The organism is Polynucleobacter sp. SHI8 (genome assembly GCF_027944005.1).
GTDB lineage: Bacteria > Pseudomonadota > Gammaproteobacteria > Burkholderiales > Burkholderiaceae > Polynucleobacter.
On sequence record NZ_AP027204.1, the window covers coordinates 1,217,801 to 1,233,917 of the forward strand.

A 16,117-nucleotide genomic window follows, 5' to 3' on the forward strand; every position below is an offset into this window, starting at 1 on the left:
TATCTATGCGTCGAATCCTATTTGCTCTTACCCTATTGGTTAGTTTTCCTGATGCTGTTTTTGCTCAAAACTCAAATGATAAAAGCTTCAGAGAAGAAATTGTCATACCTGAAATTGATACTTTTTTTCGAAGAATTAGCTTTGATGATGTGGAGGGTGTAAAAAAATCATTAAATAATAAAGACTTAAGTCCTAATACATTAAGCAAATATGGTGACGCCCCATTACCTTACGCTGTCAAAGAAGATGCTTATAAAGTTTTTAAATACCTTACACAAGTTACTGATATTAATATAAATTTTGAAAATAAAAGCACTGAAAATGCACTGATGATGTTAGCATTTAAAGGGAAGTTGGATCTAGTGAAGTATTTGGTTGAAGACTTAGGTGCTGAACCAGATAAAGATGGTTGGGCACCGTTACATTACGCAGCGACTTCTGGACATTTAGATATTGTTGAATATTTGATTTCTAAGGAGGTTGATATCGATGCTCAAAGTCCATCCAATACAACACCTTTGATGATGGCTGCGAGATATGGGCATATCAAGGTAGTTAAATACCTCCTGGACAATCAAGCAGATCTGTCATTACACAATACACAAAATCTTACTGCGATCGATTTTGCCTACCTTTATAACCAAAAGGAAATCGGCGATGGATTAAGGTCTCGTTGGAAGAAGTTGTATGGGGAAGATTACGTTTTGAAGCCAAGACTCCTATCTTCACAGCAATGAATTATTGCGTATAATAATTATTATGTTAAATAAGATATATTTGAATGAAAGATAAAGAATAATGTTTCTGCATACCATGTTGAGGGTCACCAACCTCCAAGAATCAATTCACTTTTATACAGATGTTCTAGGTATGAATCTGTTGCGGACTACCGATCGTCCAGAGCAAAAGTACTCATTGGCATTTTTAGCCTATGGCAAAGGAAATCAAGAAGGTCAAGGTGAACTAGAGTTAACGTATAACTACGGTGTTGATCATTATGATCATGGAGGATTTTATGGTCATATTGCTTTAGGGGTTGATGATGTTGCACTAACCTGTCAAAAGATTAAAGAAAAAGGCGGGAAAGTCACAAGAGAGGCTGGACCTGTGAAAGGTGGTCAAACGATTATTGCATTCGTCGAAGATCCCAATGGCTACAAAATAGAGTTGATTCAACTAGGAACACATCAATGAGTAATGACTTCAGTGGAAATGATTACGAAAATGTGGACTCTCCCTGCATCGGAATATGCTCAACTTTGTTTGATGACGTATGTAAAGGATGTGGGAGAACTATTTTGGAAGTATCAAACTGGGTAGCTATGAGCCCTGCAGAGAAAAAAAACGTATGGGAGCGCATTACTCTTGAAGCTACAGCTATGCGCTTTACGAATCCACAGGACTAATTTAGACTTCAAGGCCCTGACTGACGAGATATTCCTCATAAGTTCCTGAGAAATCGTTCACGGTACCGTCCATCTTTACTTCTAGAATTCGGTTGGCAAGGCCTGAAACAAATTCACGGTCATGAGAGACAAAAATCAAGGTCCCTTTGAACTTTTCAAGAGCAATTTGCATACTCTCAATCGATTCCATATCCATATGATTGGTTGGTTCATCTAGGGCCAGGACATTATGTCTGCCTAGCATCAATTTACCCCAAATCATTCGCCCTTTTTCTCCCCCAGAAATAACTTTTACAGACTTCGTAATATCTGGTCCGGAAAAGAGCAATCGCCCTAATATGCTCCTAATTGCTTGGTCATCATCACCAGGTTTAGCCCATAGATTCATCCAATCAGACAGAACCATATCCTTCGGAAAGCACTCATTTGTATCCTGAGGCATCACGCCAAGATTGGCGTGCTCTGCCCAACGTACTTTGCCATGATCCGATGAAATACCATCAAAACGTTCACTCAAAATGGTATTTAAAAGAGTCGTCTTCCCTGCTCCATTTTGACCAATAATGGCAATCTTTTCACCTGGTTGAATGGTAATGTTGAGATTTTTAAAAATCGTGCGGTCAAACTCTTTGGTGATGCCCTCACATTCAACGGCAATGTTGTGTAATACTTTTTCTAGTTCAAAGCGTATAAAAGGGTTTTGACGCGAAGAGGGTTTAATATCTGCAACTTCAATTTTCTCTAATTGTCGTTGTCTTGATGTAGCTTGTCTTGCTTTGGACTTATTGGCAGAAAATCGTCGAACGAAGTCTTGTAATTCAGCAATCTTTTCTTTTGCTTTTGCGTTATCAGACATTTGCTGAGTTCTTGCCTGCGCAGAAGCAAGCATATAGTCATCATAATTACCTGGATAAACTCGTAAAGTACCAAAATCCATATCCGCCATATGGGTACAAACGGAATTTAAAAAGTGTCGATCATGAGAAATAATAATCATCGTGCTATTACGTTCGTTGAGAACGTCTTCAAGCCAATGAATCGTATGAATATCGAGGTTGTTAGTTGGTTCGTCAAGAAGCAATACATCTGGATCTGCAAATAGAGCTTGCGCAAGTAAAACCCTTAATTTCCAGCCTGGAGAAACCGCACTCATTGGCCCTTGATGTTGATCAATTGGAACACCAACGCCTAATAATAGCTCCCCTGCTTTTGCTTCGGCTGTATAGCCGCCATATTCAGCATACTTGCTTTCAAGTTCTGCTGCATGCATATAGTCATCTTCTGTGGCATCGGGATTGGCATATATTGCGTCGCGCTCCTGAGCAGCAGTCCACATTTCCGCATGCCCCATCATCACGACATCTAACACACGCAACTCCTCAAAAGCAAATTGATCTTGACGTAATTTACCCAAACGAATATTTGGTTCGAGCATGACATGACCAGAGGAAGGTTCTAATTCTCCCCCCAAGATTTTCATGAATGTAGACTTACCGCAACCATTAGCGCCAATTAAACCGTAACGATTACCGCCACCAAATTTAACTGTAATATTTTCAAACAAGGGCTTTTGCCCAAACTGCATGGTGATATTGGAGGTTGCTAGCACGTGATAACTCAGGAAAAAAGAGATGAAATCGTTAAAAGAAGCTTATTTTAACATTGCCTTTCACTTCTGAAGCAATTGTTTTTTAATACTTTTTAGATGAAAACCTTCTCGATTACCGATTATTTGGCACATGCCACCGACTGGAAGGGTTAACTTATCATGGCAATGACCAAAAGGTAAATTGTTAAAGATTTGGGTATGTGCCCCAAGCTCCTTTAACTGCGATTGAATTACAGAAATACAGGCATTTAGGTCATAACCATCGTCATGCGGACTAAGTTGATAGCTTGAAAAATCACCAAACAAAATGGCCTGTTGAGAATCAAGTACGCCTGCCTGTAATAGCTGCAAGAGCATTCTTTCAACACGATATGGGTGCTCGTTGACATCTTCAATAAATAAAATACCGTTTTTAATCAATGATTTGCTTGGGAAATATGAGGTGTTTAGTAAGCTTACTAAGATACTTAAGTTACCTCCCCAAAGCGTACCTTCATAATGTGCATGGCTTGTTTGTAGCCAATGTTGCTGATGCTGTACTTGAACTTCAAACTCATGATGAAGGACAGTATCTTGAAAGTGCTGTAAGGTAAATTGAGATAACTCGGCTGGTTGACGGCCAAAATCATAACTCAGCATGGGACCAGCGTAACTAACCCGGCCAGTTTTAGCAAATAAGCCAATTTCTAGTGAAGTAATATCACTGTGACCAACAATCACCAAACCATCATCGACTGCTTTGGCTAATCGATCCCATTGGATGTGAGGCAACAGCCTTGAAATTCCATAACCACCTCGCATGGCAAGGGCAATATGAGGGCCAATAGATGCAGTTATTTCAGGTAAGTCATTAATTTCATTGAGTCTTTCTTGATCCGATCCAGCAAATCGTTGATACACTCGATTCGCACATTCGATATTATGAAGTTCAAATCCCCTTGCTTCAAGAAAGGCCTTTGCTCTATAAATAGACTCAATATCCGATATTTTTCCTGAAGGAGCAAAGCAATATAAGGGTAATTGGGAAGTAGACATAAAATTATTTTACTCTTTTGCTAAACGCTTGAATTTAAAGAAATCTTTGAGTACTGTCGCACTTTCTTGCGCCAAAATTCCACCCTCAATTGCACAATGATGATTGAGTTGTGTATTCTCAAAGGCATTTATCACACTACCAGCAACTCCAGTCTTACTATCAGATGCCCCAAAATAGACATTGGATATTCTAGAGTTCATGATGGCACCTGCACACATTAAACAAGGCTCTAATGTTACGTACAAAGAAAGTCCTGGTAAGCGATAGTTTTCAAGAGTTTTCGCTGCATTTCGTAATACGATGATTTCCGCATGAGCGGTTGGATCATGCAGTTGAAGAGGCATGTTATGACCTCGAGATATTTCGTGGTTGTTGTCTACTAAGACTGCCCCAACAGGAACCTCATTTTCCACAGCAGCTCGATTTGCCTCCTCTAAGGCAATCCTCATCCAATAGTTGTGATCAAACTGGCTCATCAAAGATATCAGCCCAACAGTTAGGAGTTTCATAAAGCCTTAATTGATAAAGACGGATGCGCCCCAAATATTTCTCAAGTAATACTGGGGCTACAAGATCAAAAGCAATTTTGGCTAAATTTTCAGCGGTTGGGACACCATCAATGATGGTTGTTTTATGATCAGGTATTGTTTTTAAAAACTCTATCAACTGAGTATCTATTTTTGCCACAAAAAAAGAATGGTCCCAAGGATCAATAATCAATTCCTGCATGATAGATTTTATATGCCCAAAGTCCATCATCATCCCCTCCTCTGAACTTCCTTGGCTTTGGTTTAATTCACCACGTAAAGTAACTTCAATTTGGTAACGATGACCGTGAAGATGACGGCATTGACCTTGATGATTTGGAATTCGATGACCTGCATCAAACTCTAGTCTTCGGGTAATTTGAAATAGTGACATTAGTTTCTCAAGGTAAATTTAGATATTTATGTTGCTGAATACTTAATCGCCAGATGGGGCGCTCTTTACATAACTCAACGGCAAGCTGAAGATGTTGATCTTTTGCAGGACTATCCATGGCCTGAAGAAAAAAGTGCTTAAAGTTCATTTGCTCAAAACGCTTGAGCCGTTGAATTATCTTTTCTTTTTGAGGTATTTCATGTTTTTGGGGCACAACATACTTAATTTCGTCAGCTTGTAATAGAACTAAATCACTTCCATCTTTGGGGCTTACACAAATCCAATCAATGCCCTTAGGGGGAATTAGAGTGCCGTTGGTCTCAATGGCAATTTCAAACTGCTCATTTTTTAATGCTTGAATCAACGCATGATCTAACTGTAAAAGAGGCTCTCCACCAGTAAAAACAACATAACGATAAGTATTGGACAAATTCATCTTTGCCCATTCTTGAGTAATGGCCTTTGCCAAATCTAGTGCCGTGGCGTATTTGCCACCACCTAAACCGTCAGTGCCATTAAAGTCAGTATCGCAAAATTGGCATATCGAGTTGAGGCGGTCTTCTTCACGCCCTGACCATAAATTACAACCCGTAAAACGGCAAAAAACCGAGACTCTTCCAGCTTGTGCCCCTTCGCCTTGTAAGGTACTAAAGATTTCTTTTACTGTATACATAGGTTCTATTTTAAACTTGAACAAGGCAATATTTTTTTAATTGATAATTCAAGCAAGTTTTTCTATTCAAAAATACTGGAAATTCATGATTCAATCTGATCCTACTTCCCATATCAAAGTTAGTATTCATCAGCATATCTTAGAGATAGAAATTGACCGTCGAGAGAAAAAAAACGCTCTTACTTCTACCATGTACCAGTGTCTTAAGGATGCAATTCATCATGGGGAAGCCAATCCAGAAGTTCACGTAATTTATATCCATGCTCAAGAAGATCTTTTTACTTCGGGTAATGACTTGAATGAATTTATTAATCCCAGTCAAGCGGACGCATCGGCAGCCTTTGATTTTTTAAAAATTATTGCCAATTGTCAAAAACCTTTGGTGGCTGCCGTTGGCGGAAAAGCGATTGGCATTGGCACTACCCTACTTCTGCATTGTGATTTTGTCATTGCTACTGAGGATGCACAATTTCAACTACCTTTTGTCAATCTAGGATTGAGTCCAGAAGGAGCATCAAGCTATATATTGCCCTTAATCGCTGGGTCAAAATTAAGTAATGAACTGTTGATGTTAGGTAATTATTTTGATAGTGAAACAGCTTATCGAGCTGGGATTATCAATCAAATTTGCGCCAAAGAACAATTACTGACTAATGCTCTAGAAGTCTGTCATCAATTAGCCATGAAACCAATTAATGCACTGCAGTCGAGTAAGAGATTATTAAAAAAACATCATATCTCTGCAATAAATGAAACTATCGAGAATGAATTTAATGAGTTCATCAAGTTATTGCAACAACCTGCTGCTAAGGAAATTCTTCTGGCCTTTATAGAAAAAAGATCCCCTAACCGAGCGCTTTTTAAACCCTCATCTACAGCATAAAAATGACGATATCGAGTATTCCTGATGGTTTTGAACAACATACAATGTCTGCAACAGCAGAAAAATTTTTAACTTTATTGGGTCCTTGGTACTACAAAGATCATATTCATGAAGATGGTCATCATGAAAAAATATTTGGTATCTTGATTGAAGATAAACATACGAATATTTGGGGTTCAGCACATGGTGGAATGTTGATTTCGATGGCAGATTCTGCATTAGGATATAACTTATCTAGAGCAACGGATCCACCACAAAAGCTGGTGACAGTCCACTTGAATTCAGATTTTATTGCAAGCCCTAAACCGGGTGACTGGGTTCATACAGAAATAAAAATTCATAAAATTGGTGCCAAAATGAGTTTTGCAGATTGTTATTTAAAAGTAGGTGAAAAGTTAATACTGCGCACAAGTGGAGTTTTTACTATGTTGCAGCGCTTGCAAAGAGTTAGTTCATAAAAGAGATTAGGAATAGAAAATGAGTCATTTTTATTATTGGGAAGATTTTTTTAAAGGTCAAGTTATCCATTGTGGACCGATGACCATAACGGAGTCGCAGATTTTGGAATTTGCCAGTCAGTATGATCCTCAGCGTTTTCACGTCAGTAAGGAAGATGCCGAAAATACAATTTTTAAAGGCATCATCGCCAGTGGTTGGCAAACGGGTTCTTTTATGATGCGAATGGTATGCGATAAGTTTATGACGAACTCCTCATCGATTGGCTCACCTGGACTTGATAGCCTTAAATGGATAAAACCCGTTCGACCTGGTGATACTCTAAGAACCGTAGTAGAAGTCCTCGATACTCGGGCCCTGAATAGCAAACCTCATCTTGGCATGATTCAATCAACATGGAGTTGCTATAACCAACATGATGAACTAACCACAAGTATCGAAGCTTGGAATATGTTTGAGAAACGTCCAAGTGCAAAATAGCTAATGAATAAATTACACGTATTAACCAATAAATCAGAGTTAAAAAAAGAACAGTTACACGATAAAATCGTCATCGTTCTTGATATCTTGATTGCAACTACGTCGATAGTGACCGCAATGGCAAACGGCTGTGGGCAGATTATTCCAGTGAGAAATTATGAACAAGCATTAACTTTGAAAAACAATCCTAGTTACCAAAGTTATAAGTTTTCAGGAGAACTTAACGCGGACACTTTATTTGGCTTTATTCAACCAACACCCATCGCACTTTTGAGGTCAGGCATGGAAAATTGTCATTTAGTGTATTGCACGACAAATGGAACAGTAGCTTTAAATGACTGCAAAACTGCAAAGAAAACATTGGTAGGTTGCCTTCTCAATGCTCAGTCGATTGTTCAACATGTTATGAATGATTGGCAAGAAGAGACGATTCTCATCGTCTGTTCAGGTTCTAACGACCAGTTTAATATCGAAGATTTTTATGGTGCAGGATATTTTGTAGAGACTTTTCTAAATCACCATCGTGGAATTGATTTAGAACTATCTGATAGTGCAAAGGCCGCACAGTTATTTCACGGTAGTGGATCAGCTATTGATTTATTGAATACTTCTCGAGTTGGGAAAATGTTAAATGATAGAAGTTGGAGTGAGGAGCTAGTTTTTGCTGCTCAAAAAGACATCTATCCAGTAGTGCCTTATTTAACTCCTGAAGGAAAAGTTGAGTTAATTTAAGTAATGATTTTGCTGCAAGCAATAACCATGAATTGAACATGACTACCCAAACAAATTATCATCAATGAAATAATGATTTAACCAGCATGTGTATATATTGAATTGCTAGCAAATAAAGGAATAATATATGGGACTCACGCATTTCGAGACTAACAATCACGTAGCATTAATTACCATGAACCACCCACCTGTCAATGGTTTGGGCTATGACCTACGAGTTGCAATTATTGATGGAATCCGTCAAGCAGTTGAAAATCCAAATATTCAAGCAATTATAATTACTGGCTCTGAAAAATCATTTTCAGGTGGAGCTGATATTAAGGAATTTGGCACTGTGAAGGCCATTACTGAACCACATCTACAATCTGTGATTCGAGTCATTGAAAATAGCCCTAAACCAGTGATAGCAGCAATTCAGGGAGTCTGTATGGGTGGTGGTATGGAATTAGCTCTAGGTTGTCATTACCGAGTAGCTAGCCCCAATGCATCAGTAGCTCTTCCAGAAATCAAACTAGGTCTAATACCTGGTGCTGGTGGTACACAGCGAATGCCTAGAGTCATTGGCGTAGAAAAAGCCCTCAACTTTATTCTTTCTGGAGACCCTGTTCCTGCTATTGCTTTTAAAGGAACACCTTTGTTAGACGCTATATTTGAAACAGACTTCATCCCATCTGCGATTCAATTTGCTGAACAAGTCATTGCAGAAAAAAAGCCACTAAAAAAGATTCGAGATATACGAATTCAATATCCAGAGCATGAGGCTTTTTTACAATTTTCAAGAAATACAGTAAAAACAGTTGCCGCACCCTATCCTGCTGCTTTAAAAGTGATTGATGCAATTTCTGCTGCAATTACCTTAACCTTTGAGCAAGGGATTGCCAAGGAGCGTGAGTACTTTTTAGAATTAATGAATACCTCCGTCTCGCGTGCTATGCGTTATGCATTTTTTGCTCAAAGAAACACGAGTAAGGTTGCAGATATTCCGAGTGATACGCCATTACGTGACATTAAGCATGTTGGCATTATTGGTGCTGGAACGATGGGTGGCGGTATTGCTATGAACTTTGTTAACGTCGGAATACCTGTAACGATTGTAGAGTCCTCACAAGAAAAACTCGCGAAGGGATTAGGTATTATTCAAGCCAATTATGAGAGTTCAGTCAAAAAAGGTAAGTTAACACCTGAAAAACTTCAACAAAGAATGAGTTTGATTCAACCATCCTTGTACTATCAAGATTTAAGTCAGGTGGATTTAGTGATCGAGGCTGTATTTGAAGATATTGGGGTAAAAAAAGAAGTATTTAAGAAGTTAGACTCCATTGTTAAACCAGGGGCGATTTTGGCTTCCAATACTTCCACGCTAGATGTAAATCAGATAGCTCAATTTACAAGTCGTCCACAAGACGTCATTGGAATGCATTTTTTTAGTCCCGCAAATGTTATGCAACTTGTTGAGGTTATTCGTGGCGATCTTACTTCAAAAGATGTGATTGCTACTGTGATGAAGTTATCCCAAAAATTGAAGAAAACTCCAGTGATTTGTCGAGTTTGTGATGGTTTTATTGGTAATCGAATGGTAGAGCAGTATTTAAGAATGGCTGGTTTTTTACTAGAGCAAGGTGCAACTCCATTGCAAATTGATAAAGCTTTAGAGAATTTTGGTATGGTCATGGGGCCATTTCGAATGAGTGATTTAGCCGGTAACGATATTGGTTGGGCTATACGAAAACGTCGTGTAATTGAGCAACCTGAGGTTAAGTACTCAGCATTTGCAGATCAGATCTGCGAAGCTGGACGATTTGGCCAAAAAACTGGAAAAGGTTGGTATCTCTATGAAAAAGGTAACCGCAAGCCTATTCCAGACCCTGAACTAGAACAACTCTTGGTTGAATTTAGAGCAAAAAAAGGCATTCAAGCTCGAAAGATTTCGAGTGAAGAAATTGTTCAATATTGTATTTTTGCGTTGATTAACGAGGGTGCTCGAATCCTTGAGGAAGGTATCGCTCAAAGAGCATCGGATATCGATATTGTCTATCTCACAGGTTATGGTTTTCCTGTCTATCGTGGTGGTCCTTTGAAGTATGCTGATGAAATTGGTTTGTTTCAAGTCATTCAAGTTTGCTTGAAATTCTATGAAAGTAGCAAAGACCCATTTTGGCTTCCTGCTAAGTTATTGCAAGATTCTTTAACCCAAATGAAAACCTTGACTGGTTCCTAATTATTAATTCAAGGAGATATCATGACTGATGCCGTAATAGTTTCAACAGCACGCACTCCCCTGACTAAGTCTTGGCGAGGTGGCTTTAATATGACGCATGGAGCAGTACTGGGGGGTCATGTTGTTCAAGAAGCTGTTTCTCGAGCCAAAGTCGATCCTGCTGAGATTGAGGATGTCATGATGGGTTGTGCAAACCCAGAAGGTGCGACAGGACTCAATATTGCTAGGCAAATTGCTATTAAAGCAGGACTTCCAGTATCTGTTGGTGGTGTAACGATAAACCGTTTTTGCTCTTCAGGTTTACAAGCTATTGCAATGGCTGCACAACGTGTCATCGTTGATCAAGTTCCCATGTTAGTAGCAGGTGGCGTTGAATCAATCTCTTGTGTACAACTAGAAATGAATCAACACATGCTACTCGAGCCATCACTTCAAAAAACCAAACCAGAACTATATTGGACGATGCTTCAAACGGCCGAGCAAGTCGCAAAGCGCTACAACATCAGTAAAGATCGTCAAGATGAGTATGGTGTTCGTAGTCAATTACGGGCAGCACATGCAAGAGATCAAGGCCTCTTTATTGACGAAATTGCACCTATTCAAGTCACTATGGGAGTTGCAGACACTGATACAAAAATGCTTTCAACGAAGCAAGTGACTATTTCAGAGGATGAAGGAATTCGTGCTGATACCAATCTAGAAGCGGTTAGTAAAATAAGATCCGCGTTGCCTGGAGGTGTTATTACAGCTGGGAATGCAAGCCAATTTTCTGATGGAGCTAGTGCTGCAGTAGTTATGAATGCGAAATTAGCTGAAAAACGAGGATTACAACCATTGGGCATTTTTAGGGGTTTTGCTGTTGCTGGGTGCGAGCCCGATGAAATGGGTATTGGACCTGTATTTGCTATCCCAAGGCTATTAGAAAGAACTGGGGTAAAAATGTCTGATATTGGACTGTGGGAACTGAATGAAGCTTTTGCTGTACAAGTATTATATTGTCAGGACAAACTTGGTATTCCAGATGAAATTTTAAACGTGAATGGTGGTGCGATTGCGGTTGGTCATCCCTATGGTGTATCTGGTGCCAGAATGGTTGGACATGCATTGATCGAAGGAAAACGTCGTAAAGCGAAATATGTCGTTGTTACGATGTGTGTTGGTGGTGGACAAGGCGCTGCTGGTTTATTTGAAGTTTGTTAAGGATTTAGATAATTGAAAAAAGAATATTTTGGTATTCATGTACCCTTCATTGCACATCTTGGTGTTGAGGCGCGCGAGATTGCTGAAGGTGAAGTGGAAGCTACGCTTGAGTTAAAAGATCATCACCTTAATCCGATGGGATTCTCTCATGGTGGGATTTTAATGACATTGATGGATTTTGCTATGGCCATGTCAGCAAAATCGAAAGCTAAGCATCATGGGGCAGGACTGACGATCGATATGTCCATTGCTTTTATGAAAGGTGGTCAGGAAAAGCTCATCGTGCGCGGTAAGGTTTTACGCAGTGGTAAATCAATACATTTCTGTGAAGCTACTGTTACTGATGTTACAGGTGAAATGGTTGCAAAAGCAATGGGAACTTTTAAATTAGTAGATATTAAAAAATGAGTGATTTTTCTGGCACTAAACCATTAAGTGAGGAAAACACCTTTTCCAGTAATCTCTTCTTAGCATGGGCCAAAGATCATCTTCCCAATATAGATCTTCAACTGCCACTGGAACTTAGTCAGTTTAAAGGTGGCCAATCTAATCCTACTTTTTTATTGAAACACAATGAATCATCTTATGTTTTAAGAAGAAAACCCTCAGGCAATCTTCTTCCAAGTGCCCATGCTATTGATCGTGAATATAAAGTCATTAAGGCACTTTATCAGCATCATTTTCCAGTAGCTCAACCACTTGGATATTGTTCCGACACAAGTGTTATAGGATCTGAGTTTTACTTGATGAGCTATCTTCAGGGTAGAGTTTTTTGGGATCCTCGTTTAACAGAATTATCTCATCAAGATAGGCCACAAGTTTTTGATGCCATGAATGCGATCATTGCTCAAATGCATGCATTCGACCCTGTAGAAATTGGCTTGGAAGATTATGGTCGTTTTGGCGGATATGTTCAACGCCAAATTGAACGATGGACGAAACAATATCGATCGTCGGAGACTGAAAAAATACCTGCTATGGATAATTTAATTGATTGGCTTCCACAGCATATTCCAAAATATGATTCAACACGCCTTGTTCATGGAGATTTTAGATTAGATAATTTAATTTTCCATCCCGTTGAACCAAGAATCATTGGTGTTCTTGATTGGGAACTATCCACTCTCGGAAATCCCTTATCTGATTTTGCATACCATGCCATGGTATGGCGTCTCTCTCCTGATTTATTTAGAGGTCTAGGTGGCGTTGATATTAAAAGTCTTGGTATTCCAAATGAAGCAGATTATTTAAGTGCTTACCTTAAACGAACAGGTCAGGTCATTGATCACCCTAAAGATTGGGAGTTTTATATTGTTTTTAATATGTTCCGTCTAGCCGCTATCTTACAAGGAATTATGGCTAGAGCCATTCAGGGGAATGCCTCAAGTGATCATGCAATGGATGCCGGTAAGAAAGCTAAACCACTCGCTGAGCTTGCATGGGAACAAGTCTTAAAAATATAAGCGCAATAGCACATCAGCTACACAAGCAGGTTTTTCAATCCCATCAATTTCAATATGGATATTCCATTCGATTTGAACCCCATCTTCGATCGGAATAATTTCTTGAACAAAAAACCTGCCACGTAATTTACTATTCACGGTAACGGCATGAGGAAATCGTACTTTATTTAAGCCATAATTAATCGATCTTTTGGCAAAAGGATATGCAATGCAGGACTCTAAAAAGTATGGAATTAATGAAAGAGTTAAAAATCCGTGAGCAATTGTAGTTCCATAAATAGATTCTTTTTTTGCCCTTTCAACATCGGTATGGATCCACTGATGATCGTTTGTACAATCAGCAAATGTTTGAATCATCGATTGTTTGATTTCTAACCATTCACTTACAGCAACCTCTTTGCCGATTAAATGAGTTAGTTCGCTTGAGTCATGAAACAAAACCTTGGTCATAAATAATTATCCAGTAATAAATTAATTTCCGTTGCAGTGAATCCGGCTTGTTTACGCGCTTCAATATTAAAAGGTCCTCTTAAATGGGGTGCTTTGTACTGCCGACATAAGAGCTTAAATATCTGGATTGGGTCAACTTCTCGCTCCTTACACAAAAAATTAAACCAACGGTTACCGATTTCAACATGACCAATCTCGTCTTTTAGGATGACATCTAAAATATCAACCATGTCAAGATCCTTCGCTTGTAAAAATCTTGCACGAATCAGTGGAACTGCATCTAAGCCCCTTGCTTCCATTGTTCTTGGCACTAGAGCCATTCGAGCTAGTATATCCCCTTTCGTTTTTTCGACCATTTCCCATAAGCTATCATGTGCCGGAAAATTTCCATAATCAAAGCCAAGCGATTTGAGATGATTTTTTAACATAAAAAAATGCTTAGCTTCTTCCCCAGAAACTTTGATCCAATCAAGATAATATTGATCTGGCATATTGGGGAATCGACAGACAGCGTCAAGTGCAAGATTAATCGCATTAAACTCGATATGAGCTAATGCATGAATCGCTATAGCCCTGCCCTCTATGGTGTGCATTGACCGTTTTTTTACTGATAAAGGATTAACTAATTGAGGTTCTTGAGGTCGTCCAGGAATCAATGATTCTTCAATTACAGGAATTGAAAGATCTTGAATAGAAAAATCTTCATGAACAATACCTGCCACGATGTGATCAACTTGAGCTTTTTTGGTTAAAGGATCTAGTTCTATCAGGGCTTGATAAGCCAGTAATCGGATATTGTCTTTAACTAGATTTGGTTGTCGTGACATAGCCATTCAGGGATAAGAAAATTTATCTTAAAAGTGGTAAATTATACGTATATCAATTATCCCATCGAAGGAGACCCATGAAAATTTTCTCTTGTATTATTGCAACTTTTTTAAGCTTGCCAACCCTCTTACTTGCCCAAGCCTACCCCAATAAGCCAGTTAAGATTATTGTCCCCTTTGCTGCAGGTGGTCCAGCAGACAACTATGCCCGTTTCATGGCCCAAAGATTACAAGAAGACTTGAAACAATCATTTATTGTTGAGGATAAACCTGGGGCTGGCTCAATTATTGGTACAGATTTTGCTGCTAAATCTCCTGCAGATGGTTATACCTTATTGATGATGTCTAACACTCAGACCGTTAATGAATCATTAGTTCCAAATAAGCCATTTCAATTAATGAAGGACTTTGTAGCTGTTGCTCCAGTCAATTACTCTGACTTGATTTTAGTAGTCAATCCTAAAATGCCAGTTAAAAACTTATCTGAATTACTTGCTCTAGTTAAAGCATCACCAGGTAAATATAACTACGCTTCTTCTGGTAATGGAACTCCGTATCATATGGCTGGTGAATTATTTAAATCTATGGCGGGACTTGATATTACTCATATTCCCTACAAAGGTAGTTCAGGCGCTAGAACTGATGTGATTGGCGGTCAAGTGGATATGATGTTTGATGCTGTAACAACCATGAATGAGTTTGTTAAAGAAAATAAGGTTCATGCCCTAGCAACTACAGGAAGTCGACGCTCAGCAATCACACCCAATATTCCAACTGTAAATGAATCAGGAGTACCGAAATATGAAGCCACAATCTGGCTGGGATTTATGGCGCCAAAGGGTACTCCAGCGGAAGTTATAACCATACTAAATAATTCCATTAGAAAAATTATTGCACAACAAGATGTAAAAGATACTTGGGCTAAACAAGGTGCCCTTCCTCTTGTTATGACTCCAACGGAATTTACAAAATATTTAGAAGCAGATATTGCAAAATGGTCAGCGATTGTAAAGTCTGCAGGTATCAAACCTGATTAATGTTTAACTTGGAATGAAATAATGACTGAAATTAGAGTGTTAAGTGGTGGTGCGGCAGCTGGAGTTGTAAAGGGTATTCAGGAAGATTTTGAAAATACCAATCAATGTAAAATCAACGGCACTTTTAGCGCTGTGGGTGCGATGCGTGATTTGGTTTTGCAAGGTGAGGCGTGTGATCTTGTGATCCTATCAAAATCTTTAGTTGATGAACTTGTGAATTCTGGTCATGTAGATCCCAACTCAGTTAGGTCATTAGGTATAGTACCTACAGGTATAGCCATTCCAAGTAAAAGAACTTCGCCATCACCTAAGATTTCAACAGTTGATGAACTAAAAGAAGCTTTTCGATCTGCACCTGCCCTATATTTTCCGGATATGGAAAAATCAACTGCAGGTATCCACTTTATGAAGGTGATGAAAACTCTTGGCTTAGATCAAGAATTAGCAACTCGTTTTAAAACCTTTCCAAATGGTGCTACAGCGATGGCGCAAATGGCATTAGATCCAGATACAAATGTGATTGGCGGCACACAGACTACGGAAATCAATATCTGCTCAGGTGTCGATTTAATTGGTTTATTACCACAAGAACTTGAGTTGAATACCGACTACACCCTTGGTATATGTAAGAATTCTAAAAATTCTGTTTTAGCAAAAAATCTTGCCGATGTTTTAGTCGGGCAGGATTCACTAGTAATTAGAAAAAGAATTGGTTATTTAATCTAA

At 38.9% G+C, this 16,117-nt stretch carries 20 protein-coding genes; 13 read left to right on the forward strand and 7 right to left on the reverse strand.

Features of this window, described 5'->3' with window-relative positions; genetic code table 11:
* The first annotated feature begins 5 nt into the window (after positions 1-5).
* Genes QMN06_RS06120 through QMN06_RS06130 form a run of 3 tightly spaced genes read left to right on the forward strand, consistent with a single transcriptional unit; the run spans position 6 to position 1,406 of the window.
* Entirely contained in the window at positions 6-737 is a 732-nt protein-coding gene (locus QMN06_RS06120) for an ankyrin repeat domain-containing protein (RefSeq protein ID WP_281971661.1), read from the forward strand.
* Between the two features lie 58 nt (positions 738-795).
* Positions 796-1,194, forward strand: coding sequence for a lactoylglutathione lyase (gene gloA, locus QMN06_RS06125; RefSeq protein ID WP_281971735.1), 399 nt, complete (start codon positions 796-798; stop codon positions 1,192-1,194).
* On the forward strand, positions 1,191-1,406 hold the full coding sequence (locus QMN06_RS06130) for a DUF1289 domain-containing protein (protein ID WP_281971662.1): 216 nt from the start codon (positions 1,191-1,193) through the stop codon (positions 1,404-1,406). The genes gloA and QMN06_RS06130 overlap by 4 nt, the downstream gene beginning before the upstream one ends.
* Position 1,407: 1 nt before the next feature.
* Here QMN06_RS06130 and QMN06_RS06135 read toward each other — a convergent pair whose 3' ends face one another.
* The 5 genes from QMN06_RS06135 to queE are packed head-to-tail and all read right to left on the reverse strand — an operon-like array spanning position 1,408 to position 5,645.
* Positions 1,408-3,015: an ABC-F family ATPase gene (locus QMN06_RS06135; RefSeq protein ID WP_281971663.1), complete on the reverse strand. Its 1,608-nt coding sequence runs from the start codon at positions 3,013-3,015 to the stop codon at positions 1,408-1,410.
* Between the two features lie 60 nt (positions 3,016-3,075).
* Positions 3,076-4,050 carry an LD-carboxypeptidase gene (locus tag QMN06_RS06140; RefSeq protein WP_281971664.1) on the reverse strand — a complete coding sequence of 325 codons (975 nt, stop codon included), beginning with the start codon at positions 4,048-4,050 and terminating at the stop codon, positions 3,076-3,078.
* Between the two features lie 9 nt (positions 4,051-4,059).
* Positions 4,060-4,560, reverse strand: coding sequence for a tRNA adenosine(34) deaminase TadA (tadA, locus tag QMN06_RS06145; protein ID WP_281971665.1), 501 nt, complete (start codon positions 4,558-4,560; stop codon positions 4,060-4,062).
* Positions 4,514-4,972, reverse strand: coding sequence for a 6-carboxytetrahydropterin synthase QueD (queD, locus tag QMN06_RS06150; protein ID WP_281971666.1), 459 nt, complete (start codon positions 4,970-4,972; stop codon positions 4,514-4,516). Before queD ends, tadA begins: the two co-directional genes overlap by 47 nt.
* 7 nt (positions 4,973-4,979) lie before the next feature.
* The gene (queE, locus tag QMN06_RS06155) at positions 4,980-5,645 is read right to left on the reverse strand and encodes a 7-carboxy-7-deazaguanine synthase (protein WP_281971667.1); all 666 of its coding nucleotides are present in this window, start codon (positions 5,643-5,645) and stop codon (positions 4,980-4,982) included.
* Positions 5,646-5,730: 85 nt separating this feature from the next.
* On the opposite strand from queE, the gene QMN06_RS06160 reads away from it, so the two are divergent.
* The 8 genes from QMN06_RS06160 (at position 5,731) to QMN06_RS06195 (ending at position 13,077) form a co-directional block, all read left to right on the forward strand.
* Positions 5,731-6,528 (forward strand): enoyl-CoA hydratase-related protein, encoded by a 798-nt coding sequence (locus tag QMN06_RS06160; protein ID WP_281971668.1) that lies wholly within the window; start codon positions 5,731-5,733, stop codon positions 6,526-6,528.
* Between the two features lie 2 nt (positions 6,529-6,530).
* Positions 6,531-6,986, forward strand: coding sequence for a PaaI family thioesterase (locus QMN06_RS06165; protein WP_281971669.1), 456 nt, complete (start codon positions 6,531-6,533; stop codon positions 6,984-6,986).
* Between the two features lie 19 nt (positions 6,987-7,005).
* Entirely contained in the window at positions 7,006-7,464 is a 459-nt protein-coding gene (locus QMN06_RS06170; protein ID WP_281971670.1) for a MaoC family dehydratase, read from the forward strand.
* Positions 7,465-7,467: 3 nt separating this feature from the next.
* Positions 7,468-8,196, forward strand: a complete 729-nt coding sequence (locus tag QMN06_RS06175) for a 2-phosphosulfolactate phosphatase (protein ID WP_281971671.1) — start codon at positions 7,468-7,470, stop codon at positions 8,194-8,196.
* Between the two features lie 127 nt (positions 8,197-8,323).
* Positions 8,324-10,414: a 3-hydroxyacyl-CoA dehydrogenase NAD-binding domain-containing protein gene (locus QMN06_RS06180; RefSeq protein WP_281971672.1), complete on the forward strand. Its 2,091-nt coding sequence runs from the start codon at positions 8,324-8,326 to the stop codon at positions 10,412-10,414.
* A gap of 21 nt (positions 10,415-10,435) precedes the next feature.
* On the forward strand, positions 10,436-11,614 hold the full coding sequence (locus QMN06_RS06185; protein ID WP_281971673.1) for an acetyl-CoA C-acyltransferase: 1,179 nt from the start codon (positions 10,436-10,438) through the stop codon (positions 11,612-11,614).
* A 12-nt stretch (positions 11,615-11,626) separates the two neighbouring features.
* On the forward strand, positions 11,627-12,022 hold the full coding sequence (locus tag QMN06_RS06190; RefSeq protein ID WP_281971674.1) for a PaaI family thioesterase: 396 nt from the start codon (positions 11,627-11,629) through the stop codon (positions 12,020-12,022).
* A complete protein-coding gene (locus tag QMN06_RS06195; protein WP_281971675.1) occupies positions 12,019-13,077 on the forward strand; it encodes a phosphotransferase family protein in 1,059 nt (352 codons plus the stop codon). Before QMN06_RS06190 ends, QMN06_RS06195 begins: the two co-directional genes overlap by 4 nt.
* On the opposite strand, the gene QMN06_RS06200 is transcribed toward QMN06_RS06195, so the two are convergent.
* Together QMN06_RS06200 and QMN06_RS06205 are read right to left on the reverse strand one after the other, a co-directional pair.
* Positions 13,066-13,527 carry a MaoC family dehydratase gene (locus QMN06_RS06200; protein WP_281971676.1) on the reverse strand — a complete coding sequence of 154 codons (462 nt, stop codon included), beginning with the start codon at positions 13,525-13,527 and terminating at the stop codon, positions 13,066-13,068. The genes QMN06_RS06195 and QMN06_RS06200 overlap by 12 nt on opposite strands.
* The gene (locus tag QMN06_RS06205; protein WP_281971677.1) at positions 13,524-14,354 is read right to left on the reverse strand and encodes a ferritin-like domain-containing protein; all 831 of its coding nucleotides are present in this window, start codon (positions 14,352-14,354) and stop codon (positions 13,524-13,526) included. Before QMN06_RS06205 ends, QMN06_RS06200 begins: the two co-directional genes overlap by 4 nt.
* A 77-nt stretch (positions 14,355-14,431) precedes the next feature.
* Between QMN06_RS06205 and QMN06_RS06210 the strand changes: the two genes are divergently transcribed.
* Positions 14,432-15,391 (forward strand): tripartite tricarboxylate transporter substrate binding protein, encoded by a 960-nt coding sequence (locus tag QMN06_RS06210; RefSeq protein WP_281971678.1) that lies wholly within the window; start codon positions 14,432-14,434, stop codon positions 15,389-15,391.
* 21 nt (positions 15,392-15,412) lie between these two features.
* Positions 15,413-16,117 carry a substrate-binding domain-containing protein gene (locus QMN06_RS06215; RefSeq protein WP_281971679.1) on the forward strand — a complete coding sequence of 235 codons (705 nt, stop codon included), beginning with the start codon at positions 15,413-15,415 and terminating at the stop codon, positions 16,115-16,117.

What these genes read in the sequence shown, in the direction of transcription:
- QMN06_RS06200 (WP_281971676.1), bottom strand. Translation starts at nt 13,527, where the DNA reads ATGACCAAGGTTTTGTTTCATGACTCAAGCGAACTAACTCATTTAATC.
- QMN06_RS06120 (WP_281971661.1), top strand. Translation starts at nt 6, where the DNA reads ATGCGTCGAATCCTATTTGCTCTTACCCTATTGGTTAGTTTTCCTGAT.
- QMN06_RS06130 (WP_281971662.1), top strand. Translation starts at nt 1,191, where the DNA reads ATGAGTAATGACTTCAGTGGAAATGATTACGAAAATGTGGACTCTCCC.
- QMN06_RS06170 (WP_281971670.1), top strand. Translation starts at nt 7,006, where the DNA reads ATGAGTCATTTTTATTATTGGGAAGATTTTTTTAAAGGTCAAGTTATC.
- QMN06_RS06175 (WP_281971671.1), top strand. Translation starts at nt 7,468, where the DNA reads ATGAATAAATTACACGTATTAACCAATAAATCAGAGTTAAAAAAAGAA.
- QMN06_RS06185 (WP_281971673.1), top strand. Translation starts at nt 10,436, where the DNA reads ATGACTGATGCCGTAATAGTTTCAACAGCACGCACTCCCCTGACTAAG.
- tadA (WP_281971665.1), bottom strand. Translation starts at nt 4,560, where the DNA reads ATGAAACTCCTAACTGTTGGGCTGATATCTTTGATGAGCCAGTTTGAT.
- QMN06_RS06195 (WP_281971675.1), top strand. Translation starts at nt 12,019, where the DNA reads ATGAGTGATTTTTCTGGCACTAAACCATTAAGTGAGGAAAACACCTTT.
- QMN06_RS06210 (WP_281971678.1), top strand. Translation starts at nt 14,432, where the DNA reads ATGAAAATTTTCTCTTGTATTATTGCAACTTTTTTAAGCTTGCCAACC.
- queD (WP_281971666.1), bottom strand. Translation starts at nt 4,972, where the DNA reads ATGTCACTATTTCAAATTACCCGAAGACTAGAGTTTGATGCAGGTCAT.
- QMN06_RS06165 (WP_281971669.1), top strand. Translation starts at nt 6,531, where the DNA reads ATGACGATATCGAGTATTCCTGATGGTTTTGAACAACATACAATGTCT.
- QMN06_RS06215 (WP_281971679.1), top strand. Translation starts at nt 15,413, where the DNA reads ATGACTGAAATTAGAGTGTTAAGTGGTGGTGCGGCAGCTGGAGTTGTA.
- QMN06_RS06180 (WP_281971672.1), top strand. Translation starts at nt 8,324, where the DNA reads ATGGGACTCACGCATTTCGAGACTAACAATCACGTAGCATTAATTACC.
- queE (WP_281971667.1), bottom strand. Translation starts at nt 5,645, where the DNA reads ATGTATACAGTAAAAGAAATCTTTAGTACCTTACAAGGCGAAGGGGCA.
- QMN06_RS06160 (WP_281971668.1), top strand. Translation starts at nt 5,731, where the DNA reads ATGATTCAATCTGATCCTACTTCCCATATCAAAGTTAGTATTCATCAG.
- QMN06_RS06205 (WP_281971677.1), bottom strand. Translation starts at nt 14,354, where the DNA reads ATGTCACGACAACCAAATCTAGTTAAAGACAATATCCGATTACTGGCT.
- QMN06_RS06140 (WP_281971664.1), bottom strand. Translation starts at nt 4,050, where the DNA reads ATGTCTACTTCCCAATTACCCTTATATTGCTTTGCTCCTTCAGGAAAA.